General features: G+C 63.4%; 32 protein-coding genes and 2 pseudogenes. 30 read left to right on the forward strand and 4 right to left on the reverse strand.

What is annotated here, in order from left to right; all coding sequences use genetic code 11:
* From tuf to rplQ, 29 genes and pseudogenes are all read left to right on the forward strand, one after another.
* Window positions 1-150 (forward strand): annotated as a pseudogene (gene tuf / locus VGE08_RS01560) (elongation factor Tu); the annotation flags it as partial.
* Window positions 151-264: 114 nt separating this feature from the next.
* A complete protein-coding gene (gene rpsJ, locus VGE08_RS01565; protein WP_129644601.1) occupies window positions 265-579 on the forward strand; it encodes a 30S ribosomal protein S10 in 315 nt (104 codons plus the stop codon).
* 382 nt (window positions 580-961) lie between these two features.
* Window positions 962-1654 carry a 50S ribosomal protein L3 gene (gene rplC / locus VGE08_RS01570; protein ID WP_331066093.1) on the forward strand — a complete coding sequence of 231 codons (693 nt, stop codon included), beginning with the start codon at window positions 962-964 and terminating at the stop codon, window positions 1652-1654.
* A 12-nt stretch (window positions 1655-1666) separates the two neighbouring features.
* Window positions 1667-2284 carry a 50S ribosomal protein L4 gene (gene rplD, locus VGE08_RS01575; protein WP_331066094.1) on the forward strand — a complete coding sequence of 206 codons (618 nt, stop codon included), beginning with the start codon at window positions 1667-1669 and terminating at the stop codon, window positions 2282-2284.
* Window positions 2281-2580: a 50S ribosomal protein L23 gene (rplW, locus tag VGE08_RS01580; protein WP_331066095.1), complete on the forward strand. Its 300-nt coding sequence runs from the start codon at window positions 2281-2283 to the stop codon at window positions 2578-2580. The genes rplD and rplW overlap by 4 nt, the downstream gene beginning before the upstream one ends.
* Window positions 2581-2610: 30 nt before the next feature.
* Window positions 2611-3435 carry a 50S ribosomal protein L2 gene (rplB, locus tag VGE08_RS01585; protein ID WP_331066096.1) on the forward strand — a complete coding sequence of 275 codons (825 nt, stop codon included), beginning with the start codon at window positions 2611-2613 and terminating at the stop codon, window positions 3433-3435.
* Window positions 3436-3453: 18 nt separating this feature from the next.
* Window positions 3454-3729, forward strand: a complete 276-nt coding sequence (rpsS, locus tag VGE08_RS01590; RefSeq protein WP_331066097.1) for a 30S ribosomal protein S19 — start codon at window positions 3454-3456, stop codon at window positions 3727-3729.
* A 1-nt stretch (window position 3730) separates the two neighbouring features.
* Window positions 3731-4072, forward strand: a complete 342-nt coding sequence (gene rplV / locus VGE08_RS01595) for a 50S ribosomal protein L22 (RefSeq protein ID WP_331066098.1) — start codon at window positions 3731-3733, stop codon at window positions 4070-4072.
* 5 nt (window positions 4073-4077) lie between these two features.
* A complete protein-coding gene (gene rpsC / locus VGE08_RS01600; protein ID WP_331066099.1) occupies window positions 4078-4782 on the forward strand; it encodes a 30S ribosomal protein S3 in 705 nt (234 codons plus the stop codon).
* An 11-nt stretch (window positions 4783-4793) separates the two neighbouring features.
* Window positions 4794-5207: a 50S ribosomal protein L16 gene (gene rplP, locus VGE08_RS01605; protein ID WP_331066100.1), complete on the forward strand. Its 414-nt coding sequence runs from the start codon at window positions 4794-4796 to the stop codon at window positions 5205-5207.
* Window positions 5208-5222: 15 nt separating this feature from the next.
* Window positions 5223-5438: a 50S ribosomal protein L29 gene (gene rpmC, locus VGE08_RS01610; RefSeq protein WP_331066101.1), complete on the forward strand. Its 216-nt coding sequence runs from the start codon at window positions 5223-5225 to the stop codon at window positions 5436-5438.
* Between the two features lie 3 nt (window positions 5439-5441).
* Window positions 5442-5738, forward strand: a complete 297-nt coding sequence (gene rpsQ / locus VGE08_RS01615) for a 30S ribosomal protein S17 (protein ID WP_331066102.1) — start codon at window positions 5442-5444, stop codon at window positions 5736-5738.
* Window positions 5735-6103 carry a 50S ribosomal protein L14 gene (gene rplN / locus VGE08_RS01620; protein ID WP_129775232.1) on the forward strand — a complete coding sequence of 123 codons (369 nt, stop codon included), beginning with the start codon at window positions 5735-5737 and terminating at the stop codon, window positions 6101-6103. The genes rpsQ and rplN overlap by 4 nt, the downstream gene beginning before the upstream one ends.
* Before the next feature lie 12 nt (window positions 6104-6115).
* The gene (rplX, locus tag VGE08_RS01625; protein ID WP_331066103.1) at window positions 6116-6430 is read left to right on the forward strand and encodes a 50S ribosomal protein L24; all 315 of its coding nucleotides are present in this window, start codon (window positions 6116-6118) and stop codon (window positions 6428-6430) included.
* Between the two features lie 59 nt (window positions 6431-6489).
* Window positions 6490-7035, forward strand: a complete 546-nt coding sequence (rplE, locus tag VGE08_RS01630) for a 50S ribosomal protein L5 (RefSeq protein ID WP_331066104.1) — start codon at window positions 6490-6492, stop codon at window positions 7033-7035.
* A 16-nt stretch (window positions 7036-7051) separates the two neighbouring features.
* Window positions 7052-7357: a 30S ribosomal protein S14 gene (gene rpsN, locus VGE08_RS01635; protein WP_116808881.1), complete on the forward strand. Its 306-nt coding sequence runs from the start codon at window positions 7052-7054 to the stop codon at window positions 7355-7357.
* 29 nt (window positions 7358-7386) lie between these two features.
* Window positions 7387-7782: a 30S ribosomal protein S8 gene (gene rpsH, locus VGE08_RS01640; RefSeq protein WP_331066105.1), complete on the forward strand. Its 396-nt coding sequence runs from the start codon at window positions 7387-7389 to the stop codon at window positions 7780-7782.
* 15 nt (window positions 7783-7797) lie between these two features.
* On the forward strand, window positions 7798-8334 hold the full coding sequence (gene rplF, locus VGE08_RS01645) for a 50S ribosomal protein L6 (RefSeq protein ID WP_331066106.1): 537 nt from the start codon (window positions 7798-7800) through the stop codon (window positions 8332-8334).
* Between the two features lie 77 nt (window positions 8335-8411).
* Window positions 8412-8762, forward strand: a complete 351-nt coding sequence (gene rplR / locus VGE08_RS01650; RefSeq protein ID WP_331066107.1) for a 50S ribosomal protein L18 — start codon at window positions 8412-8414, stop codon at window positions 8760-8762.
* 12 nt (window positions 8763-8774) lie between these two features.
* Window positions 8775-9284, forward strand: a complete 510-nt coding sequence (rpsE, locus tag VGE08_RS01655) for a 30S ribosomal protein S5 (RefSeq protein WP_331066108.1) — start codon at window positions 8775-8777, stop codon at window positions 9282-9284.
* 40 nt (window positions 9285-9324) lie between these two features.
* The gene (gene rpmD, locus VGE08_RS01660) at window positions 9325-9519 is read left to right on the forward strand and encodes a 50S ribosomal protein L30 (RefSeq protein WP_331066109.1); all 195 of its coding nucleotides are present in this window, start codon (window positions 9325-9327) and stop codon (window positions 9517-9519) included.
* Between the two features lie 4 nt (window positions 9520-9523).
* Window positions 9524-9958, forward strand: coding sequence for a 50S ribosomal protein L15 (gene rplO / locus VGE08_RS01665; RefSeq protein WP_331066110.1), 435 nt, complete (start codon window positions 9524-9526; stop codon window positions 9956-9958).
* A 100-nt stretch (window positions 9959-10058) separates the two neighbouring features.
* On the forward strand, window positions 10059-11357 hold the full coding sequence (secY, locus tag VGE08_RS01670; protein WP_331066139.1) for a preprotein translocase subunit SecY: 1299 nt from the start codon (window positions 10059-10061) through the stop codon (window positions 11355-11357).
* Between the two features lie 71 nt (window positions 11358-11428).
* The gene (gene rpmJ / locus VGE08_RS01675) at window positions 11429-11542 is read left to right on the forward strand and encodes a 50S ribosomal protein L36 (protein WP_116808875.1); all 114 of its coding nucleotides are present in this window, start codon (window positions 11429-11431) and stop codon (window positions 11540-11542) included.
* 189 nt (window positions 11543-11731) lie between these two features.
* The gene (rpsM, locus tag VGE08_RS01680) at window positions 11732-12109 is read left to right on the forward strand and encodes a 30S ribosomal protein S13 (RefSeq protein ID WP_331066111.1); all 378 of its coding nucleotides are present in this window, start codon (window positions 11732-11734) and stop codon (window positions 12107-12109) included.
* Window positions 12110-12128: 19 nt separating this feature from the next.
* Window positions 12129-12527, forward strand: coding sequence for a 30S ribosomal protein S11 (rpsK, locus tag VGE08_RS01685; protein WP_331066112.1), 399 nt, complete (start codon window positions 12129-12131; stop codon window positions 12525-12527).
* A 19-nt stretch (window positions 12528-12546) separates the two neighbouring features.
* On the forward strand, window positions 12547-13170 hold the full coding sequence (gene rpsD, locus VGE08_RS01690; RefSeq protein ID WP_331066113.1) for a 30S ribosomal protein S4: 624 nt from the start codon (window positions 12547-12549) through the stop codon (window positions 13168-13170).
* A 100-nt stretch (window positions 13171-13270) separates the two neighbouring features.
* Window positions 13271-14275, forward strand: a complete 1005-nt coding sequence (locus VGE08_RS01695) for a DNA-directed RNA polymerase subunit alpha (RefSeq protein WP_331066114.1) — start codon at window positions 13271-13273, stop codon at window positions 14273-14275.
* Window positions 14276-14343: 68 nt separating this feature from the next.
* A pseudogene (gene rplQ / locus VGE08_RS01700) lies at window positions 14344-14727 on the forward strand (50S ribosomal protein L17); the annotation flags it as partial.
* 402 nt (window positions 14728-15129) lie between these two features.
* Here rplQ and VGE08_RS01705 read toward each other — a convergent pair.
* The 3 genes from VGE08_RS01705 to VGE08_RS01715 all read right to left on the reverse strand — a co-directional run bounded on the left by VGE08_RS01705 (window position 15130) and on the right by VGE08_RS01715 (window position 17627).
* A complete protein-coding gene (locus tag VGE08_RS01705; RefSeq protein WP_331066115.1) occupies window positions 15130-15798 on the reverse strand; it encodes a hypothetical protein in 669 nt (222 codons plus the stop codon).
* Between the two features lie 63 nt (window positions 15799-15861).
* Window positions 15862-16611, reverse strand: a complete 750-nt coding sequence (locus tag VGE08_RS01710) for a hypothetical protein (RefSeq protein ID WP_331066116.1) — start codon at window positions 16609-16611, stop codon at window positions 15862-15864.
* Window positions 16612-16631: 20 nt separating this feature from the next.
* Window positions 16632-17627 carry a hypothetical protein gene (locus VGE08_RS01715; protein ID WP_331066117.1) on the reverse strand — a complete coding sequence of 332 codons (996 nt, stop codon included), beginning with the start codon at window positions 17625-17627 and terminating at the stop codon, window positions 16632-16634.
* Window positions 17628-17816: 189 nt separating this feature from the next.
* On the opposite strand from VGE08_RS01715, the gene VGE08_RS01720 reads away from it, so the two are divergent.
* Window positions 17817-19928 (forward strand): hypothetical protein, encoded by a 2112-nt coding sequence (locus VGE08_RS01720; RefSeq protein ID WP_331066118.1) that lies wholly within the window; start codon window positions 17817-17819, stop codon window positions 19926-19928.
* 31 nt (window positions 19929-19959) lie between these two features.
* Here VGE08_RS01720 and VGE08_RS01725 read toward each other — a convergent pair whose 3' ends face one another.
* A complete protein-coding gene (locus VGE08_RS01725; RefSeq protein ID WP_331066119.1) occupies window positions 19960-20937 on the reverse strand; it encodes an FAD:protein FMN transferase in 978 nt (325 codons plus the stop codon).
* Window positions 20938-20949: the final 12 nt, after the last annotated feature.

The raw sequence follows: 20949 nt of genomic DNA on the forward strand, positions 1-20949 counted from the left end.
GCGGGCGTGGAAATGGTCATGCCTGGCGACAACATCAAGATGACGGTGGAGCTGATCGCGCCGATCGCGATGGAAGAAGGCCTGCGCTTCGCCATCCGTGAAGGCGGCAAGACGGTCGGCGCCGGCGTGGTCGCCAAGATCATCAAGTAAGGTACTGGGTATGAGCGGGCCCCTACCGGGGCCCGCAGCTTTGTCGGGACGCAACTGCAGCTCCCGGAAAGAGCGTTAGTGAACTAACCGACAGAGATATCTGAGAGCAAGCAAATGGCAACGAACCAGAACATCCGCATCCGCCTGAAAGCGTTCGATCACCGCCTGATCGACAACTCGGCGCGCGAAATCGTCGAGACGGCCAAGCGCACCGGCGCCACCGTCAAGGGCCCGGTCCCGCTGCCGACCAAGATGGAGCGCTTCACGCTGCTGGTCTCCCCGCACGGCGACAAGGACGCGCGCGACCAGTACGAGATCCGCACGCACAAGCGCCTGATGGACATCCTGAACCCGACGGACAAGACCGTCGATGCGCTGATGAAGCTGGAGTTGCCGGCCGGCGTCGACGTTCAGATCAAGCTGAACTGAGAAAGTGGTTGGCGGTTAGCGGTTGGTGGTTAGTCAGAATCAGGGAGCCACGGCTCTTCGTCTTGAACTAACCGCTAACCGCTAACCGCTAACCGCTAACCGCTTAATTCCGCGAGGTGCTTGCAAAGTCAGTCCACCTGACTATAATTCGCGCCTCTTTTGCGCCGAGGTCTGGCCCTGACGGGGTACCGCTCGAGCGGCATGACCGCCAGCAAGTAAGCCGGCCGGTCGTTCCTCTCGAATTCCTGTCGCCGATTTCACTGCATTGAAGTTTTTGCCGCTCGTGGCCAATCGAAGTCGCGGGCGTGGATCAGGGCGATGCCGGACCGGATCAGCTACGAGCTGGCACGGACGGGATCGCTGTAATTAATGAGGAATCACGATGAGCGCTGCCAAGACCCCGGGTCTGGTCGGTCGTAAGGCGGGTATGACGCGCGTCTTCACGGAAGCGGGCGAGACCGTGCCGGTGACCGTCATCGAAGCCCTGCCGAACCGCGTTACGCAGGTTCGCACGGTCGAAACCGATGGCTATCGCGCGTTGCAGGTCGCCGTGGGCGAACGCAAGGCGTCGCATACCAACAAGCCCCTCGCGGGCCATTACGCCAAAGTCAAAGTCGCCCCGGGCCGCTCCCTGGTCGAGTTTCGCCTCAACGGCGAGGATCTGAAGGACATCGCCGCCGGCGCCGAGCTCAAGGTCGACAACTTCGAAGTGGGCCAGGTCGTCGACGTGACCGGCACCACTATCGGCAAGGGCTTCGCCGGCACCATGAAGCGCCATAACTTCGGCGGTCTGCCGGCCACGCACGGCGTGTCCGTGTCGCACCGCTCGCCGGGCTCCATCGGCCAGCGCCAGACCCCGGGCCGCGTGTTCAAGGGCAAGCGCATGTCCGGCCACATGGGCCAGGTCCGCCGCACCATCGAGAACCTGAGCGTCGTGCGCATCGACGCCGAACGCAACCTGATCCTGATCCGTGGCGCCGTTCCGGGCGCACCGGGTAGCCAGGTGATCGTGCGTCCCTCGGTGAAGGCTGCCGCGCAGCTGCGCCGTAAGCGCATCGCTCCGGCGAAGAAGTAAGAGTAGTCGCCCATGAACCTCAAACTCATCAGCAAAGGCGCTCAGCCGCAGGACGTCCAGGTCTCCGACGCGACGTTCGCCCGCGAGTACAACGAATCCCTGGTGCACCAGATCATCGTCGCCTACATGGCGGCGGGTCGGGCCGGCACCAAAGCCCAGAAGACCAAGGCCGAAGTGCGCGGCGGCGGCATCAAGCCGTGGCGCCAGAAGGGCACCGGTCAGGCGCGTTCCGGCTCCATCCGCAGCCCGATCTGGGTCGGCGGTGGCCGTGCGTTCGCCGCCAAGCCGCGTGACTTCTCGCAGAAGGTCAATCGCAAGATGTATCGCGCCGCGCTGCAGGCCATGTTGTCGCAGCTGGCCCGCACCGAGCGCTTGCAGGTGGTGAACGGCATCGAGCTGGAAGCCCCCAAGACCAAGCTGCTGGTGCAGAAGCTCAAGGACCTGAACCTGGGCGACAACGTCCTGGTGCTGGTGGAGGCGTTCGACGAGAAGCTCGAGCTGGCTTCGCGCAACCTGCCATACGTCGACGTATTGCCGGTGAGCGCGCTGGATCCGCTCAGCCTGGCTCGTCATGACCAAGTGCTCGCGACGGTCGGTGCCGTTCGCCTGCTCGAAGAGAGGCTCGCATGAGTCAGGAAAAGCTGATGAACGTGCTGCTCGGACCGCATGTGTCCGAGAAGAGCGCGCGTATCGCCGAGACGGCGAATCAATTCGTGTTCCGCGTGCGTCGCGATGCGACCAGCACCGACGTGAAGGCCGCGGTCGAACTGATGTTCGAAGTCAAAGTGGCGGACGTGAACGTCGTGAACGTTGCCGGCAAGCAGAAGCGCTTCGGCCAGCGGCTCGGCCGCCGGCAGGATTACAAGAAGGCTTATGTGCGTCTGGCCCCGGGTCAGAGCATCGACCTGACCGGTACCGAGGCGTAACCGCCCGCGGTCAGCACCAGGAAATCAGTCATGGCATTGATCAAGTCCAAACCGACATCGCCGGGCCGGCGCTTCCAGGTCAAGATCTCGCGCGATCACCTGCACAAGGGTGGTCCGGAGGCTTCGCTGGTCGTGCACAAGAACTCGACCGGCGCGCGCAACCACTTCGGCCGCCAGACCGTGCGTCACCAGGGCGGCGGTCACAAGCAGAAGTACCGCGTCATCGACTTCCTGCGTAACAAGGACGGCATCCAGGGCAAGGTCGAGCGGATCGAATACGATCCGAACCGCACCGCGCACCTGGCACTCGTGCTGTACAAGGACGGCGAGCGCCGCTACATCATCGCGCCGAAAGACGTTGCCGCCGGCGACGTGATCATGTCGGGCGCCGAAGCTCCGATCAAAGCAGGCAATGCGATGCAGCTGCGTCACATCCCGATCGGCACCACGATTCATTGCGTCGAGTTGAAGCCCGGCAAGGGCGCGCAGCTGGCCCGCAGTGCCGGCGGCTCGGCCCAGCTGGCCGCTCGCGAAGGCATGTACGCGACGCTGCGCCTGCGCTCCAGCGAGATGCGCAAGGTGCACGTCGATTGCCGCGCGACCATCGGCGAAGTTTCTAACGGCGAACACAACCTGCGCAGCTACGGCAAGGCCGGTGCGATTCGCTGGCGCGGCATCCGCCCGACGGTGCGCGGCGTGGTCATGAACCCGGTCGATCACCCGCACGGTGGTGGTGAAGGCAAGTCCGGCCAGGGTAATCCGCATCCGGTGAGCCCGTGGGGTTGGAACACCAAGGGCAAGAAGACGCGTCGTAACAAGCGCACGGCGGGCATGATCATCCGCCGCCGTAACTGAGCTTAAGAGGATCGAACTGTGCCTCGTTCCGTAAAGAAAGGTCCGTTCGTCGACCTGCACCTGGCGAAGAAGGTGCGCGTCGCCGCCGAGAAGAACGATCGTCGTCCGATCAAGACCTGGTCGCGTCGCTCGATGATCCTGCCGGATTTCGTCGGCTTGACCATCGCCGTGCACAACGGCCGCCAGCACGTCCCCGTGCTCGTGTCCGAGAACATGGTTGGTCACAAGCTGGGTGAGTTCGCTCCGACGCGGACCTTCAAGGGTCACTCGGGCGACAAGAAGACGGAGAAGTAGCATGCAAGTCGCTGCTAAATTGAAGTACGCGCGCATCTCTCCGCAGAAGTGCCGCTTGATCGCCGACATGGTGCGCGGCAAGCCCGTGGGGCTGGCGCTGAACACGCTGCGCTACACGCCCAAGAAGGGCGCGAAGCTGGTGCGCAAGGTGCTCGAGTCGGCGATTGCGAACGCCGAGAACAATCTGAGCGCGGACGTGGATGAGCTGAAGGTGCAGACCATCACCATCGACACCGCCCCGGTGCTGAAGCGTTTCCATGCGCGCGCCAAGGGCCGCGGCAATCGAATCTGGAAGCGCAACAGTCACATCATCGTGACGGTCGGCGACGGCAAGAGCGAGTAATTTCCATGGGCCAAAAAGTCAATCCGGTCGGCTTCCGCCTCGGCATCACCCGTGAGTGGAGCTCCAAGTGGTATGCCTCGAGCAAGAACTTCCCGGCGCACGTGTACACCGACTTCCAGGTGCGCGAGCTGCTGAAGAAGAAGCTCTCCGAGGCGTCCGTCAGCCGCATTCAGATCGAGCGCGCCGCGCGCAAAGTGAACATCACCATTCACACCGCGCGTCCGGGCATCGTGATCGGTAAGAAGGGCGAGGACATCGAGAAGCTGCGTGGCCAGGTCTCGAAGATGATGAAGATGCCGGTCACCGACGTGCGCATCAACATCTCCGAGATTCGCAAGCCCGAGCTCGACGCCATGCTGGTTGCCGAAGGCATCGCGCAGCAGCTGGAGCGCCGTGTGATGTTCCGTCGCGCCATGAAGCGCGCCGTGACCAACACGATGCGCATCGGCGCTCTGGGCATCAAGGTGCGGGTCGCCGGCCGTTTGAACGGCGCGGAAATCGCACGCACCGAACAGTACCGCGAAGGCCGCATTCCGCTGCACACGCTGCGCGCGGACATCGACTATGGCCTGGCCGAAGCCCGCACCAACTACGGCGTCATCGGCGTCAAGGTGTGGATCTTCAAGGGCGAAGTTTTCAATACGCAGGAACAGCCGGCGGAAGCCGCTGACGGTCAGGCCGCAACCGCCTCGGCGGAAGCGACTGCCTGAGGTAAGCCACCATGATGCAACCCAAACGCACCAAGTTCCGCAAGGCGTTCAAGGGCCGCAACGCCGGCCTCGCGCAGAGCGGCAACTACGTCGCCTTCGGTGAGTACGGCCTCAAGGCTACCAGCCGTGCGCGCATGACCGCGCGTGAGCTGGAAGCCGCGCGCCGCGCCATGACCCGCTACGTGAAGCGCGGCGGTCAGGTGTGGATCCGCGTGTTCCCCGACCTGCCGATCACCAAGAAGCCGCTGGAAGTCCGCATGGGCTCCGGCAAGGGCAACGTCGAGTACTACGTCGCCAAGATCAAGCCCGGCAAGGTGCTGTTCGAGATGGAAGGCGTGTCCGAGACCATCGCGCGCGAAGCGTTCCGTCTGGCGGCGTCCAAGCTGTCGGTGGACACGCAGTTCGTGACTCGCCAGGTCCGTTGATCGAGTGAGCAAGCAATGAGCACCGCCAAAGAATTGCGAGCCAAGTCCGCCGCCGACCTGCAGAAAGAGCTGCTGGATCTGCGCCGCGAACAGTTCAACCTCCGCATGGCCCGCGCCACCGGCCAGGCTGCCAAGCCGCACGAGTTCACGCGAGTTCGTCGCGACATCGCGCGTCTGAAGACAGTCGCTGCCGAACAGCGCCGCGCGGCTGCCGCCAAAGGTAGTAAGTAAATCATGAGCACCGAGAAGACTGACAAGAAGGCTGCGCGTCAGCTGACCGGCAAGGTCGTCAGCAACAAGATGCAGAAGACCATCACGGTCGCCGTGGAGCGCTTCGTGCCGCACCCTGTGTACGGCAAGTACCAGCGCCGCACCACGCAGTATCTCGCTCATGACGAGAACAACGAATGCCGTGAAGGCGACCTGGTGGCCATCGAAGAGTGCCGGCCGCTGTCGCGTCACAAGTCCTGGCGCCTGGCGAAGGTCGTGCAGCGCGCCGTGCAGGTCGAACCAGTGGAGTCCGCGTCATGATTCAGATGCGCACGTTGTTGAATGCCGCCGATAACAGCGGCGCCCGCAGCCTGATGTGCATCAAGGTGCTCGGTGGCTCCAAGCGTCGCTACGCGACGGTCGGCGATGTCATCAAGGTCAGCATCCGTGATGCCATTCCGCGCGGCAAAGTGAAGAAGGGCGAGGTCTATGACGCCGTGGTCGTGCGCACCAAGTTCGGTGTGCGCCGTGCCGACGGCTCGTTGATTCGCTTCGACGGCAACGCCGCGGTGTTGCTGACCAACAAGCTGGAGCCAGTGGGCACTCGTATCTTCGGACCCGTCACGCGCGAGCTGCGCACGGCGCAGTTCATGAAGATCATCTCCCTGGCGCCCGAAGTTCTTTGAGAGTTGTGAGTCATGAAAAAGATTCGCAAGGGTGATGAAGTCGTCGTGATCGCGGGCCGTGACAAGGGCCGCCGCGGCACGGTGACCAAGGTGCTCGAGGACCGCGTGGTCGTCGAGGGCGTCAACATGGTCAAGCGGCACACCAAGCCGAACCCGCAGCGCAACGTGCAGGGCGGCATCATCGAGAAGGAAACCTCGATCGATCTGTCCAACGTGATGCTGTGGAACCCGATGACGAAGAAGGGCGACCGCGTGGGCATCCGCACGCTCGCCGATGGCAAGAAAGTGCGCTTCTTCAAGTCCAACAAGGAAACCGTCGACGCGTAAGGCTCGCCACTGTGATGGCGCATTACGGCGTCGGGGCGGATCCGCTTAGGTAAACGAAGATGGCAAAGGCAAGACTCGAACAGTATTACCGCGACACCATCGTGTCCCAGCTCAAGGAGAGCCTGGGGCTCGCCAACGTCATGGAAGTGCCGAAGATCACCAAGATCACGGTCAACATGGGCGTGGGCGAGGCGGTCGCGGACAAGAAGATCATGGACAACGCGGTCGGCGATCTCACCAAGATCACCGGGCAGAAGCCGCTGGTCACCCGCGCGCGCAAGTCGGTCGCGACCTTCAAGGTCCGCGACGGTCTGGCGATCGGCGCCAAAGTGACTCTGCGCGGCGCGCGCATGTATGAGTTCCTGGATCGTCTGGTGAGCATCGCAATGCCTCGTATCCGCGACTTCCGCGGCGTGAGCGCGCGCTCTTTCGACGGCCAGGGCAACTACAACTTCGGCGTCAAGGAACAGATCATCTTCCCGGAAATCGCATACGACCAGATCGATGCGATCCGCGGCATGGACATCACGATCACCACGACCGCCAAGGACGACAAGTCCGGCCGCGCGTTGCTGGAAGCGTTCAATTTTCCGTTCCGCAAGTAACGGCGGGAGCTAGGTTATGGCCAAGACATCGATGGTCAATCGCGAAGACAAGCGTGCAAAGCTGGTCAAGCGTTATGCGGCGAAGCGCGCGAAGCTGAAAGAGATCATTCGCAAGCCGACATCCACGCCGGCGGAGCGCGAAGCTGCTGTCGCTCAGTTGCAGGCTCTGCCGCGCGACTCGAGCAAGAGCCGCCTGCGCAATCGCTGCGCAATCACCGGCCGGCCGCGCGGTTTCTACCGCAAGTTCGGCCTGGGCCGCACCAAGCTGCGCGAAGCGACCATGCGCGGCGAAATTCCGGGCCTCGGCAAGGCCAGCTGGTAAGCAGCTGGTACCTCTGGAGCACGCACACAATGAGCATGACGGATCCGATCGCCGACTTCCTGACCCGCATCCGCAACGGGCAGTCCTCGGGCAAAGCTGAAATCAGCGCGCCAACTTCCAAGGTGAAGGTGGCCATTGCCAAGGTACTGAAGGACGAAGGCTACATCGAAAATTTCACCGCCTCCGACGTCGAGGGCAAGCCGACGCTGGCAGTACAGCTGAAGTACTACCAGGGCCGTCCGGTCATCGACCGCCTCGAGCGCGTCAGCCGTCCCGGCTTGCGCGTGTACAAGGGCAAGGACGAGCTGCCCTCCATCCTGGGCGGACTGGGCGTAGCCATCGTTTCCACTTCCAAGGGCGTGATGACGGATCGCCAGGCGCGTGCCTCCGGGCATGGCGGCGAAGTGATCTGCATCGTTTCCTAATACGGACGTACAGCAATGTCTCGAGTAGCTAAACAGCCGGTTCCGCTGCCGCAGGGCGTGACCGCCACCATCAGCGCCGACGCCATCAGCGTCAAGGGCGCCAAGGGCACCTTGAGCCTGGCGCTCAACGCCAAGCTGGTGAAGATCGTGCAGGACGATTCTTCGCTCAAGGTGGAGAAGGCGAGCAACGACCGCGCCGCCGACATGGTCGCCGGCTCGACCCGCGCGCACCTCGCCAACATCGTGCAGGGCGTGAGCAAGGGCTACGAGCGCAAGCTCGAGCTGGTCGGCGTCGGTTACCGCGCCGCCGCCCAGGGCAAGAACCTCAACCTCACGTTGGGCTTCTCGCACCCGGTGGTCTACACGGCGCCCGAGGGCATCACCATCGAAACCCCCAGCCAGACCGAAATTCTGGTCAAGGGCTTCGACGTGCAGAAGATCGGCCAGGTGTGCGCCGACATCCGCGCGTTCCGTCCGCCGGAGCCCTACAAGGGCAAGGGCGTGCGCTATGCCGGCGAGAAGATCGAACTGAAGGAAGCCAAGAAGAAGTAAACATCGGCCCCCTGGGGGCTGTTGCGTGAGCAACGGCAGTTCTGGGGTGCAGCGGTTACTTTTTAGAGATTTATTTCATGAACAAAAATGCTCAACGACTGCGCCGCGCGATTCGCGCACGCGCCAAGATCCGCGAACTGAAGGTTTTGCGGCTGTCGGTGCATCGCACGTCGCAACACATCTACGCGCAGATCTTCGACACCGAGTCGAAGGTGCTGGCGTGCGCCTCGACCTTGCAGAAGGACGTGCGCGAAGGTTTGAAGGGCACCAGCAATGCGACCGCCGCCGCTGCCGTTGGCAAGGCGATCGCCGAGCGCGCCAAGGCGAAGGGCATCACCAAGGTGGCCTTCGATCGTTCCGGCTTCAAGTTCCACGGCCGTATCAAGGCGCTGGCCGATGCGGCGCGCGAGCACGGACTGGAATTCTAAGAGAGACACAGCATGGCCAGAGTTGAAAAAAACCAGGCGGGCGACGAGTACATCGAGAAGCTCGTTGCGGTGAATCGCGTCGCCAAGGTCGTGAAGGGTGGCCGCCAGTTCGGCTTCACCGCGCTCACGGTGGTCGGCGATGGCCGCGGCAAGGTCGGCTTCGGTTACGGCAAGGCGCGTGAAGTGCCGGTCGCGATCCAGAAGGCGATGCAGGCGGCTCGCAAGAACCTCTCGACCGTGGCGCTGAAGAACGCGACGCTGCACTACGCGGTGGCCGGCAAGCACGGCTCGACCCGCGTGTACATGCAGCCCGCCGCCGACGGTACCGGCTTGATCGCGGGCGGCGGCATGCGCGCCGTGTTCGAGTGCGCCGGTGTTCGCAACGTGCTGGCCAAGAGCCACGGCTCGCGTAACCCGATCAACGTCGTGCGCGCCACGATGAATGCGTTGAACAGCGCGCAGTCGCCCGAAGACATCGCGGCGAAGCGCGGCAAGAGCGTGGAAGAGATCCTCGGGCAGTAAGCCGGGATCATCCTCACGCGAACCTATTTAGGAAGTCGTCATGGCAAGCAACAAGGGCTACAAGGTCACGCTCGTGAAGAGCTACTTCGGCCAGCTCAAGGCTCATCGCGCCACGGTGCGCGGCCTGGGCCTGCGCCGGATTCGTGACACGGTGACCGTTGCGGACACCCCGGAAATTCGCGGCATGCTGCGCGCCTCGGGCCATCTGCTGAAAGTTGAAGAGTTGAAGGGCTGACATCATGCGCCTCAATGAAATCGCGCCCGCTCCGGGCAGCAAGAAGGCCCGCCTGCGTGTGGGTCGTGGTGCTTCCGCCGGCCAGGGCAAGACCTGCGGCCGCGGCGTGAAGGGTCAGCGCGCTCGCAAGGGCGGTTATCACAAGGTCGGCTTCGAAGGCGGCCAGATGCCCATCCAGCGCCGGCTGCCCAAGTTCGGCTTCCGCTCCAAGATCGCGCCGACCGTCGCCGAAGTGCGCCTGTCGGAGCTTGCAAAGGTCAAAGCCGACGTCATTGACCTGGATGCGCTGAAGGCGGCCAACGTCGTCCCGGCGACGGCGGCTCGCGCCCGCATCGTGTCCTCGGGCGGCATCAGCCGCGCCGTGACCGTGAAGGGTGTGCATTTGACCAAGGGTGCCAAGGCGGCTGTCGAAGCGGCTGGCGGCAAGGTCGAAGCCTGACCTGAACCCCAACAGCGACCCGTAACCAGCGACAAGGATCGACCAGGACCCCGTGGCCACCAAATCCGCCACCGATGCGTCTCTGTCCGCCTTCGGCGAGATGACCCGCTTCGCAGAGCTGCGACAGCGGTTGTTCTTCTTGCTGGGCGCGTTGATCGTGTACCGCATCGGCACGTTCATTCCGGCTCCGGGCATCGACCCGGTGGCGCTGGCGCGCTTCTTCGACTCGCAGCAGGGCACCATCCTGGACATGTTCAACATGTTCTCCGGCGGTGCGCTGGAGCGGCTGTCGATCTTCGCCCTGGGCGTGATGCCCTACATCTCGGCCTCCATCATCATCCAGATGATGGCCGTGGTGGTGCCGACGCTGGCAGCCATCAAGAAGGAAGGCGAGTCGGGACGGCGCAAGCTGACTCAATACACGCGCTACGGCACGGTGTTGCTGGCGGCGGTGCAGGGCGCTTCGGCGGCCATCGCGTTCCAGAACCAGGGCGTGGTGATTTCCCCGGGCCCGCAGTTCGTGTTCGTGGCGACCATGACCCTGATCGCCGGCACGATGTTCCTGATGTGGCTGGGCGAGCAGATCACCGAGCGCGGCCTGGGCAACGGTATTTCGATGATCATTCTGGCCGGCATCGTGGCGGGCCTGCCGTCGGCCATCGGCGGCACGCTGGAGCTGGTGCGCACCGGTGAGATCAATGCCGCGCTGGCGCTGATCCTGTTCGCCATGGTGATCGCGGTGACGGCGTTCGTGGTGTTCGTGGAGCGCGGCCAGCGTCGCATCCAGGTGAACTACGCGAAGCGCCAGCAGGGCCGCCGGATGTACGCCGGCCAGAGCACGCACCTGCCGTTCAAGCTGAACATGTCGGGCGTGATCCCGCCGATCTTCGCCTCGAGCCTGCTGCTGTTCCCGGCCACCATTGCCAGCTGGGGTGGGAGCTCGGGCACATTCGGCTGGCTGCAGAACGTCTCGACGGCGCTGACGCCGGGTCAGCCGGCCCACATGATCCTGTACGGCGGTCTGATCATTTTCTTCTGCTTCTTCTACACCGCGCTGGTGTTCAACTCGCGCGAGACGGCGGAGAACCTGAAGAAGTCGGGCGCCTTCATTCCGGGTATCCGCCCCGGTCAGCAGACTGGCGAGTACATCGACAAGGTGCTGACCCGGTTGACGGTGTGGGGCGCGCTGTACGTGACCATCGTCTGCTTGCTGCCGGAGTTCCTGATCTCGCGCTTCAGCGTGCCGTTCTACTTCGGTGGTACGTCGCTGCTGATCATGGTGGTGGTGATCATGGACTTCCAGGCGCAGGTTGCGGCGCACCTGATGTCGCGCCAGTACGAGGGCCTGATGAAGAAGGCCAACCTGCGCGGCTATGGCCGCCCCGGTTCTACGAGTTAAGTCTGTGGCGGGGACAGACTTTAAATCTGTCCCCATTTAGCGCGGCGCCTGACGGGCCGCGGGAGAAGGTCATGAAGGTCCGTGCATCAGTCAAGAAGATCTGCAAGAACTGCAAGGTCGTGCGCCGCCGCCGCGTGGTGTACGTAATCTGCTCCGACGCGCGTCACAAGCAGCGCCAGGGGTGAGGACGGGTGCCTTCGCGGGGACACTTAACGTGTCGCCGCGCCGGCCGAACGACTGTACACGGATGTACGGGCTGGCCGAGGTTCCAGGGACGGCTGCTTGAGATGACAGTTTGTAGCCTTTAAGGCATTGAGATTCTAGGTTTTTTGGTTTAAAGTTCCGCGCTTTTCGTCGCGGGGAGTAGTCCGCAGATGGCTCGCATCGCCGGCATCAACATTCCGATGAACAAGCATGTGTGGGTTGGCCTCACACATATCTACGGCGTCGGTCGCACGCAGGCATTCAAGGCCTGTGAAACCGCTGGCGTCAAGTCCAACACGCTGGTGAAGAACCTCACCGACGCCGAGGTTGCCGCGCTGCGTTCCGCAATCGGCAAGCTCACCGTCGAAGGCGATCTGCGCCGCGAAGTGTCCATGAACATCAAGCGCCTGATGGACCTCGGCTGCTACCGCGGCATCCGTCACCGCCGCGGCTTGCCGCTGCGTGGTCAGCGCACGCGCACCAACGCCCGCACCCGCAAGGGCCCGCGCAAGGCGGCGGTGAAGATGAATGTCGCGGCCGGCAAGTAACGGCTGAACCAGAGGATTTATGGCTGAGCAGAAACAGGGCGCCAAGGGCGGCCGCAAGAAGGTCAAGAAGCATGTGACCGACGCGATCGCCCACGTGCATGCGTCGTTCAACAACACCATCGTCACGATCACCGATCGCCAGGGCAACACCCTGTCGTGGGCGACGAGCGGTGGTTGCGGTTTCCGCGGCTCGCGTAAGAGCACGCCGTTCGCCGCGCAGGTCGCAGCCGAAAAGGCTGGCGTTGCCGCGCAGGAACACGGCGTGAAGATGGTGGAAGTGCGCGTCAAGGGCCCCGGCCCGGGCCGCGAGTCCGCCGTCCGCGCGCTCAATGCCTGCGGTCTGAAGATCACCAACATTTCCGACGTCACGCCGATTCCGCACAACGGCTGCCGTCCGCCCAAGAAGCGGCGCGTCTAACGCTCCGCAAGGAAGTCGCATGGCTCGTTATCTCGGTCCGAAGTGCAAGCTGTCCCGCCGCGAAGGGACGGACTTGTTCCTCAAGAGCGGCGTCAAGTCGCTCGAGTCGAAGTGCAAGCTCGAAGTGCCGCCCGGCGGCATCAAGGGCGAGCGTCGTGGTCGCTTGTCCGACTACGGCCTGCAGCTGCGCGAAAAGCAGAAGCTGCGCCGCATGTATGGCGTCCTTGAAAAGCAGTTCCGCAACTACTACATCAAGGCGACCGGCAAGTCCGGCTCGACGGGTTCCATCCTGCTGCAGCTGCTGGAAGGCCGTCTCGACAACGTGGTGTACCGGATGGGCTTCGCGGCGACGCGTTCCGAGGCCCGCCAGCTGGTCAGCCACAAGGCGATCACGGTCAACGGCGAGGTGGTCAATATCCCGTCGTATCAGTGCAGCGCCGGCGATGTGATCGCGGTTCGAGAGAAGGCTCAGAAGCAACTCAGAATCCAGACCGCCTTGCAGATCAAGGGTCAGGTGGGTTTCCCGGCGTGGGTCGAGGTCGACGAGAAGAAATTTACCGGCACGTTCAAGCAACTGCCCGACCGCGAAGAGATCCTGCCGGAGATCAACGAGAACCTCGTGGTCGAGTTGTATTCGAAGTAATGACTGCGGGGACAGGTGTACGAAGGCCTGTCCCCTGGTTGATCTATAGGGGACGGATGTCAGATCTGTCCCCCACACTTACCTGATAGGTGAATCGTCCATGCAGGCATCCGTTGGCGAATTCCTGAAGCCTCGTGTCGTCAAGGTGACCCCCACGACCGCCAAGCAGGCGAAAGTCGTGATCGAGCCGTTCGAGCGCGGCTTCGGTCACACCCTGGGTAACGCCCTGCGCCGCGTGCTGTTGTCTTCCATGCCGGGCTGCGCGATCACGGAAGCGGAGATCGACGGCGTGCTGCACGAGTACACCAGCATCGAAGGTGTGCAGGAAGACGTGGTCGACATTCTGTTGAACCTGAAGCAGGTCGCGATCCGCCTCAACGCCCGCGAAGAGACCGAGCTGCGCCTGCACAAGAAGGGCCCGGGCCCGGTGACCGCCGGCGACATCCAGCTCGATCACGACGTTGAAGTGCTGAACACCGACCTGGTCATCGCCAATCTGACCAAGGCCGGCGAGTTGAACATGACGCTCAAGGTGGAGCGCGGCCGCGGCTATCGTCCGGCCATCCAGCGCGCGACGTTCGAGGAGTCCAGCGGCCCGATCGGCCGTCTGCAGCTCGATGCGTCGTTCAGCCCGATCCGCCGCGTGACCTACACGGTCGAGAGCGCGCGCGTCGAGCAGCGCACGAACCTGGACAAGCTGATCCTGGACATCGAGACCAACGGCACCATCGACGCGGAAGAAGCCATTCGCCGCGCCGGCTCGATCCTGAAGGACCAGCTGTCGGTGTTCGTGGATCTGCAGGGCCAGGACGAGGGCGCCTCGAAGGCCGCCGAGCAGCAGTTCGATCCGATCCTGCTGCGTCCGGTCGACGAGCTCGAGCTCACGGTCCGCAGCGCGAACTGCTTGAAGGCCGAGAACATCCATTACATCGGCGACCTGGTGCAGCGGACCGAAGTGGAGCTGCTGCGCACGCCGAACCTCGGCAAGAAGTCGCTCACCGAGATCAAGGAAGTCCTGGAGAGCCATGGGCTGTCGCTCGGCATGCGCCTGGACAACTGGCCGCCGGTCAGCCTGAAGCGCGACGACGAGCGCGACGTCATCTGACGAGTATTTGAGATGAATGTCCGGGGCCCGCGTTGCGAGGCCCCGGTTTCTGTTAAGGACCTAGAACAATGCGTCACCAACTTTCTGGCCGGCAGCTCAGCCGCAATGCCCCGCATCGCCAGGCGATGCTGCGTAACATGGCAGCCTCACTGCTGCGTCACGAGACCATTCGCACCACGGTGCCGAAGGCGAAGGAACTGCGCCGGGTGGTCGAGCCCTTGATCACGCTCGGCAAGAACGACAGCGAGGCGAATCGCCGTCGTGCGTTCTCCCTGCTGCGCGACGCCGAAGTGGTCGTGAAGCTGTTCGAGACGCTGGGTCCCCGTTTTAATGCTCGGCCGGGTGGCTACACCCGCATCCTGCGCATGGATCCGCGTCCGGGCGACGCGGCGCCGATGGCGCTGATGCAGTTGCTGGATCAGCCTGCTGCCGCTGAAGAAGCTGCTTCGACGGAAGGCGAAGAGGCCGCTCCGAAGAAGAAGGCCGCCAAGAAGAAGGCCGGCCCGAGGCGTCTGAGCACCAAGAAGTCGACCAAGAGCGAGGCGGAGAAGGCCGAGAAGAAGGCCAAGGCCGAAAGCCGCGCTGCCGCCAAGGCCAAGAAGGTGGAAGCCCAGGCGACCAAGAAGGCTGCCGCCAAGAAGTCCGCTGCGCCCAAGAAGAAGGCTGGAGCGAAGAAGAAGGCTGCTGCCAAGAAGTAATCTCGCGGCGCCGGCGGTCGCGCCGGACGCGATGTCAGATACGAAAGGCCCGCTCTGTCATGGAGCGGGCCTTTTGTTCATGTGTGGCTTGCCCTGTGCGGCCGAGGTCGGGATGGCGCTCGGCGCTCGACCGGGTTGATGAGGTGTGTGGGTTCCTCAGTTCTTCTTGAAGATCGACTTCAGCCCTTCGGCGAGTTGGCGGCCGGCGTCGTCGATGGAGCTGACCGGGTTGCCGAAGTTGCCCGGCGCGATGTTGGTGAAGTTGATGCTGTACTCGCTGACGGTGCGGACCTGGTTGCCGGGGATGATTTCCAGCTGCGCCACCACCAGGGAGGGACTGAATATCGTGCCCATGGCTGTCTTGCCGACGTAGCGGCTGTAGTTGAACGTCGCGGTGCGCGCTTCGCCGGGGCGCAATGTGAACTGCGGATCTGCTGTGGTCTGGCTCACTTGTCCGATGCCGGCGACGTTTGAGTCGCTGCGCCAGTCGACTTTGTATTCATGGCCGAGGTTGTCGAGCATCGTGCCGGAGTTGGTTTTGTAGGCGAGGGCGATGGGCTGATCGGAAATGTTTTTCAGGCGCACGCTGACTCGCACCGAATGATTGTTTTTTAGTTTTTGCGCGGAGGTGAGCTGCGCGACTTCGGCGACGACGGGGCCGGAGGCGAAGCAACGCAGGTTGCCCGCGCATGGATCGGAGAACGCGGCTGCGGGTGACTGTGACACCTCTTGTGCCTGGGCGGCATGGGCGCTGAAGATCGATGCGATCGCCACTGACAGCAACGCGGTGAATGGTGTGGCGGGACGGAAAGTTTGATTGCTCATGAGGATGCTCTCGAATGATTGCGTGTCTGCAGTTGTTGGGAGTGATTCGGCTGATGCGGGCGGTCACTTTTCTTGATCGACGCGCACGCGAGCGATGGCGGTGCCGCTGCGGTTGTCGCGCAGCTCGTATTCCATGACGTGGGTGACGATGGTGCCGCCGGCCGGCCCGGGCTGGACCGACACGATCTTCAATAGCGCGTCGAGTGAAGCATTGTTGTAGACCATCCGATCTCGAATGGCCTGGGACTCGGCGCGTGGCACGCGCCATACCTGGGCGTCGTTGCCGTTCGCAAAGCGCAGCGAGACTTTTTGTCCGAACGCCTTGAATGTCACAACGGAAGAGGGTGCGAGGGCGCGCACGGTGAACTCTTCATACGAAGGGTCGTACTCGCTGAGGTCGGCGTTCATCGTCAGGCGAATGAGGCCGATGTCGCGCACGCCGCTCGCGGCCGCTTCGAGCTCGGCACGCACGGCGACGCGCTTTGTCGCTTTGTCCGGAGCAGCGGCGAACTTGACGCGCGAGTCTTCCTCCACCCAGGTGGCGATGGGTGGGGAGATGCCCGTGAGATCGAAGTAGAGCATCACGACGGCGCTGTCGTCCGGGTTGAGCAACTCGCCGGTGCGATGAGCGAAGCCTTGGGAGACCGGGCGGGAGACCGGGCTCGAGCTCGATGCGATCGATGCCGCAGCGGTGCTCAGGGCGGAGCTGGGCGACGCAGTGGAATTGGTGGAGGAGGCGTCATCGCTGCCGCATCCCGTAATGAGCGCGGCGCAAAGCACCGCGCCGAAGAAACATGTAAATGGCATCAGCATGGCGGTTCTCGCTCGGGCACTCAGAGCGTGGGACGCTTGGAAGTCTTGTTGGCCTCTTCGACCTGCGCCGCGCGCCGCTGCATTTCGGACCGCTCCAATGCCTGCTCGGTCGCTGTCAACAGCTCGTAACCACCGGCTTGATCGACCACGCCGACCTGCATGAACTGGCTCAGGCCCGGGTTCTCACGCAGCGGCTGGATGGTGGCGGCGACGACGACGCCGCAATCCGGAGAGAGGTTGGCGCCGGCATTGGGGTTGGCCGTGCCGTAGCAGCGCTGAAACAGCGGCGAAGTCTCGGTGATGGCGCGGCCGCGAGGGTCATAGGCCCAACGCAGGTTGACCGAACCGTTGTACTGCGGGCGGACATCGGTCGGCGGCCCGTACTTGTCGATCAACGCCTGTTGAATCGAAGCCATCGAGGGCTGGGCGCCTTCCTCGAACCACTCTTCGCGCGCCGCGTTGATGACGCGCTCTTCGCCAGGCAGACCGATGGTGGCGACGTACCACTTCACCTCGCCGGGCAGGACATCGCGAACGACGCGGTTGCTGCCGCGAGCCATGGCGTTGTCCTGCATCTCCTGCAGGATCTGCTTGGAGGTCTTCTCGACCCGCTCGCGGGCGAACTTCGCGTTGAAGCCTTTGCGGACTTGCGCGCCATACAGCTGAACCTGAAAGCCGCGCGACTTGTCTTCGGTCACGACCAGCAAGTCGTGAGTGCACATCACGACGTGAGCCGCTTCGTCATAGGCCATACCGGGGACGACGCCGACGACATCGATGGCTGGCGCGCCGGCGGGGCGCTTCGGCGCTTTGACCTTGGCGGGACATTTGACGGCGCCGCGCGCTTCTTTGGCGACCTGTTCGGCGCTGACCGCGGCTCGGGACTGCGAGGTGGACTTGGCGTCGGTGCGATTCGATGAGGTCGTCGTCGGGCGGGCATCCTTGCCGCCACACCCAGCAAGCAGGCCCACGAGCAGGGTCATGGCGGCGGCTGCAGGCAAGCGTTTCGAGATCATTGTTGGCGCTCTCCACGGATCGGGTACGGAATGCAGGAGCGCCGACGTTGACGGATCAAGGACTTGGATGCGTCGACAGAACGCGGTAGTTAACGCCGCTTAGCGACGGTTAAGATTCGGGGTAACAATCAACAAGCCGATACCCAGTGGGGAGGTCCGTTGGGCCGCACGCGCGCCCGATCTTGTTCCATGAGCGAAGCCGACTCTCGCACCCGCCGCCGCGGCGTCAGGGCATCACGCCACAAGCTGACTCGAGCGCTGACCGCTGCCGGTCTCAAGACGCAGGCGGCGCTGGCGGAGCGCATCGCCGACATCGAGGGCCTCGATTCGGCACCCCGCGACATCGTCAGCCGTGTCTTCCGCGAGCAGCCGGTCGATCTCACGACGCTGGAGCGGATTGCGCGGGCTCTACAGACCGAGGCGTATCAGCTGTACCTCAATGCCGATGAAGCGAGCGACGGTCCAGTTACCCGCCCGGTCGCAGGTACGGCGCAAGAGCCAGCCGCTACCAGTGGCAACGCATCACAAAGCGCCGCGCCTGCAGACCCTCCTTCTCCCGCTCCTGCTGCAAGAACGCCCGTGGTCCTGTCGTGGCGGAGCATGGTGATGCTCATCGTCCTATGCATCGCGCTCGCGTCGCTCATCGGAGCCGGTGCCTGGTACTTGTGGCCGCCCGGAACCCAGGACGAACCCGTTGCCGAGCTCCCGCCGTTGAAGCCGAGGTTCGGGCGCTTCAAGGTCGCGGTCACGCATTTCACTGGCGATGAAAGCGGCGAGCTGGCGGTGCTGGTGCGCGAGCGATTGGATCGCGCCCTCGGTGTGCCCTCGGCAGCGTTGTCAGTCATTGCGAGTGGCGAGGATCGCGCCGAAGTTGCCCGAAGGTTTCGGGTCGATGCCCTGATCGACGGGGAGATCGTCCAGGTCGGCCAATTGGTGGGCGTCCGCGCGTTCGCCTATGTGGATGCCCGCGGCAGGCGCGAGCAGATCTGGGCCGAATCGTTTCCTGTGTCCAGCCTTGCCAGGAAAATGCCCGGAGCAGCGGACAACATCACGGCGGCCGTGCATCAGCTGTTCGGTATGGCCAAAGGCGAGGACCGAGCTCCGCCGCATTTCCCGAAGGCGTCGGTGCAAGATGAATATCTGCGCGGGCGCTGGTTCATGGATCAGGCACCAAGCGAATTGAATCTGCGGCGTGCCTCCGGCAATTTCAGCGCGGCCCTACGCCACGACCCGAATTATGCCGTCGCCCACGCAGCGTTGTGCGAAGTGATCCTCGATGCCGTGTGGATCGACAGTGAACAACGTCAGTTGGCGGACGCCGAGAGATCATGCACTCGCGCTGCGGAGCTCGCACCGGAAGCACCCGAAGTCCTTCGCGCCCAGGCATCGTTCCTGAATAGCTCGGGTCGCGCCGAAGAAGCGATGAACCTGCTGCTTCGTGCGCAGCAGAGCGAGCCGGACGATATGGAAATCACGCTCGCACTCGCCAATGTCCAGTTCGATCTGTACCGCCGCACGGGCGAGCGGCAGTGGGCCGACGCTTCTTTGAAGCATGCGCGTGAAGCCACGCAGCTCACTCCGGAATTCTGGAAGCCATATATGTGGCGGGGCGTGTACGAGTCCGGCGCGGGCACGCTCGATGGCGCAATCGAGGCACTTCAGACGGCCTATCGGCTCGATTCATCGAACGAGTACGTGACCACCAACCTGGGCACGATGTACTTCTGCCGCGGCGATTTCTCGGCGGCCCGCGATCTTTATCTCAAGGCCCGTGAAATGGCGCCAGCTTCGTATGCGGGCACCGAGTTCCTCGGCCTGGTCTATTACTATCTGAAGGATTTCGCGGAGTCGGCGCGCCTGCGTCAGACCGCGTTGGATATGGCGCGCGCCGGCGGCAATGCCGAGATCCACCAGATCTGGGGCGCGCTGGCGGACTCGTATCGGCACGCTGGCCAACGCCGGAAAGCGATCGACGCTTATGTGCAGGCGCTTGATATCGTTGAGCGCGACTTCCTCATGGGTAACGGCACCACCGGTGACAAGGCCGCGCGAGCCTATTACTACTTGATGTTGTCATCGCTCGATCCGCAGCGGCCGCGCGCAGCCGTGCTGGCTTCGCTGGAGCGCGATCTCGAAGAGGCGTATGAGGCGAGCAGCGAGCCAACTGCGCTGCTGCGAGTCACACAAGCCTGGCTGATCGAACAGAACATGGACAAGGCCAGGCGGGCGCTCGCCAAGGCCGTCGAGCGCTGTCCCTGCTATAGCAGCTATCCGGACGTAGAAGTGCTGGCGCGGAACTGAGCGCTCCGTGCATGGCGCCTGCAGGAATCGACTATTGTTCCGGCGGCGCCAGGCCGTTCGTGTACAGCACTTTTCCTTCCGGCGTGACCAACACGGCGTCGATGTCTTCGAGGCGGTTGTATATTTCGATGGCTTTTTCGGGGCCGAGCACGAAGGCTGTTTTCGACAGGCCGTCGGTGCGGGTTGCCGTTGGTCCGATGATGGTCGCGCTTCTGACCTTGCTGGCAGAATGCCCGGTCTTCGGGTCGATGATGTGGTGATAACGCACGCCGTTCTCATCGAAGTAGCGTTCGTAATCGCCCGATGTCGAGAGCGCCGCATCTTCCAGCGGAATGCGCGCAATGACTTCTTCTTTGCGGTCGGGATGGCGTATGCCCACCACCCAGGGCTTGCCGAAGCGATCGCCGATGATGCGGCTGTCGCCGCCGGCGGTGACCAGGGCATGGTCGATGCCTCTTGCCTGAAGCACGGCGATGCCGCGATCCACTGCGTGGCCCTTGCCGATGCCTCCTAGATCCACGCGCACGCCGGGACGCGCGAAGTGCACTGTGCTGTTCTTGCGATCCAGCTCGACGTGCCGGTAGTTGATCCCGGGCAGCGCGTCCGCGATTTGCTTGTCATCGGGCCGCACGTGCTTCCGGAAGTCATACAGATAGCCGACGCTCGCATAGGTGATATCGAACGCCCCGTCGGTGATGCGTGAGTACTCGAGGGAAGTGCTGAGCAGGTCGAACAGCTCGCTGGAGATCTTGATCGGCGCCAGCGCAGCGCGGGCATTGACGATGGAAAGCTCGCTGGTGGGCTTATAAGTGCTCATCGCCTGGTCGACGCGCCGCATCTCGGCGAGCACCGCCTCGATCGCCGCTTCACCCTTCGCTTTGTCGGTGGCCCAGAGCTCCACGACGATGCGCGTGCCCATGATGCCGTCCTCGACACGCTCCATCCATTCGGCGCGCGCCGATTGCATACAGCAGAACAGTGCCAGGGTGGTCAGTAGCAGGTGTTTCATGCCGGCATGGTA

Origin of the sequence: Steroidobacter sp. (genome assembly GCF_036406195.1) — a bacterium.
Classification (GTDB): Bacteria; Pseudomonadota; Gammaproteobacteria; order Steroidobacterales; family Steroidobacteraceae; genus Steroidobacter.

Excerpts from the sequence above, each read along its gene's own strand:
- rpsJ (WP_129644601.1), top strand. The coding sequence starts at position 265 with ATGGCAACGAACCAGAACATCCGCATCCGCCTGAAAGCGTTCGATCAC.
- rplC (WP_331066093.1), top strand. The coding sequence starts at position 962 with ATGAGCGCTGCCAAGACCCCGGGTCTGGTCGGTCGTAAGGCGGGTATG.
- rplD (WP_331066094.1), top strand. The coding sequence starts at position 1,667 with ATGAACCTCAAACTCATCAGCAAAGGCGCTCAGCCGCAGGACGTCCAG.
- rplW (WP_331066095.1), top strand. The coding sequence starts at position 2,281 with ATGAGTCAGGAAAAGCTGATGAACGTGCTGCTCGGACCGCATGTGTCC.
- rplB (WP_331066096.1), top strand. The coding sequence starts at position 2,611 with ATGGCATTGATCAAGTCCAAACCGACATCGCCGGGCCGGCGCTTCCAG.
- rplV (WP_331066098.1), top strand. The coding sequence starts at position 3,731 with ATGCAAGTCGCTGCTAAATTGAAGTACGCGCGCATCTCTCCGCAGAAG.
- rpsC (WP_331066099.1), top strand. The coding sequence starts at position 4,078 with ATGGGCCAAAAAGTCAATCCGGTCGGCTTCCGCCTCGGCATCACCCGT.
- rplP (WP_331066100.1), top strand. The coding sequence starts at position 4,794 with ATGATGCAACCCAAACGCACCAAGTTCCGCAAGGCGTTCAAGGGCCGC.
- rpmC (WP_331066101.1), top strand. The coding sequence starts at position 5,223 with ATGAGCACCGCCAAAGAATTGCGAGCCAAGTCCGCCGCCGACCTGCAG.
- rpsQ (WP_331066102.1), top strand. The coding sequence starts at position 5,442 with ATGAGCACCGAGAAGACTGACAAGAAGGCTGCGCGTCAGCTGACCGGC.
- rplN (WP_129775232.1), top strand. The coding sequence starts at position 5,735 with ATGATTCAGATGCGCACGTTGTTGAATGCCGCCGATAACAGCGGCGCC.
- rplX (WP_331066103.1), top strand. The coding sequence starts at position 6,116 with ATGAAAAAGATTCGCAAGGGTGATGAAGTCGTCGTGATCGCGGGCCGT.
- rplE (WP_331066104.1), top strand. The coding sequence starts at position 6,490 with ATGGCAAAGGCAAGACTCGAACAGTATTACCGCGACACCATCGTGTCC.
- rpsN (WP_116808881.1), top strand. The coding sequence starts at position 7,052 with ATGGCCAAGACATCGATGGTCAATCGCGAAGACAAGCGTGCAAAGCTG.
- rpsH (WP_331066105.1), top strand. The coding sequence starts at position 7,387 with ATGAGCATGACGGATCCGATCGCCGACTTCCTGACCCGCATCCGCAAC.
- rplF (WP_331066106.1), top strand. The coding sequence starts at position 7,798 with ATGTCTCGAGTAGCTAAACAGCCGGTTCCGCTGCCGCAGGGCGTGACC.
- rplR (WP_331066107.1), top strand. The coding sequence starts at position 8,412 with ATGAACAAAAATGCTCAACGACTGCGCCGCGCGATTCGCGCACGCGCC.
- rpsE (WP_331066108.1), top strand. The coding sequence starts at position 8,775 with ATGGCCAGAGTTGAAAAAAACCAGGCGGGCGACGAGTACATCGAGAAG.
- rpmD (WP_331066109.1), top strand. The coding sequence starts at position 9,325 with ATGGCAAGCAACAAGGGCTACAAGGTCACGCTCGTGAAGAGCTACTTC.
- rplO (WP_331066110.1), top strand. The coding sequence starts at position 9,524 with ATGCGCCTCAATGAAATCGCGCCCGCTCCGGGCAGCAAGAAGGCCCGC.
- secY (WP_331066139.1), top strand. The coding sequence starts at position 10,059 with ATGACCCGCTTCGCAGAGCTGCGACAGCGGTTGTTCTTCTTGCTGGGC.
- rpmJ (WP_116808875.1), top strand. The coding sequence starts at position 11,429 with ATGAAGGTCCGTGCATCAGTCAAGAAGATCTGCAAGAACTGCAAGGTC.
- rpsM (WP_331066111.1), top strand. The coding sequence starts at position 11,732 with ATGGCTCGCATCGCCGGCATCAACATTCCGATGAACAAGCATGTGTGG.
- rpsK (WP_331066112.1), top strand. The coding sequence starts at position 12,129 with ATGGCTGAGCAGAAACAGGGCGCCAAGGGCGGCCGCAAGAAGGTCAAG.
- rpsD (WP_331066113.1), top strand. The coding sequence starts at position 12,547 with ATGGCTCGTTATCTCGGTCCGAAGTGCAAGCTGTCCCGCCGCGAAGGG.
- VGE08_RS01695 (WP_331066114.1), top strand. The coding sequence starts at position 13,271 with ATGCAGGCATCCGTTGGCGAATTCCTGAAGCCTCGTGTCGTCAAGGTG.
- VGE08_RS01705 (WP_331066115.1), bottom strand. The coding sequence starts at position 15,798 with ATGAGCAATCAAACTTTCCGTCCCGCCACACCATTCACCGCGTTGCTG.
- VGE08_RS01710 (WP_331066116.1), bottom strand. The coding sequence starts at position 16,611 with ATGCTGATGCCATTTACATGTTTCTTCGGCGCGGTGCTTTGCGCCGCG.
- VGE08_RS01715 (WP_331066117.1), bottom strand. The coding sequence starts at position 17,627 with ATGATCTCGAAACGCTTGCCTGCAGCCGCCGCCATGACCCTGCTCGTG.
- VGE08_RS01720 (WP_331066118.1), top strand. The coding sequence starts at position 17,817 with ATGAGCGAAGCCGACTCTCGCACCCGCCGCCGCGGCGTCAGGGCATCA.
- VGE08_RS01725 (WP_331066119.1), bottom strand. The coding sequence starts at position 20,937 with ATGAAACACCTGCTACTGACCACCCTGGCACTGTTCTGCTGTATGCAA.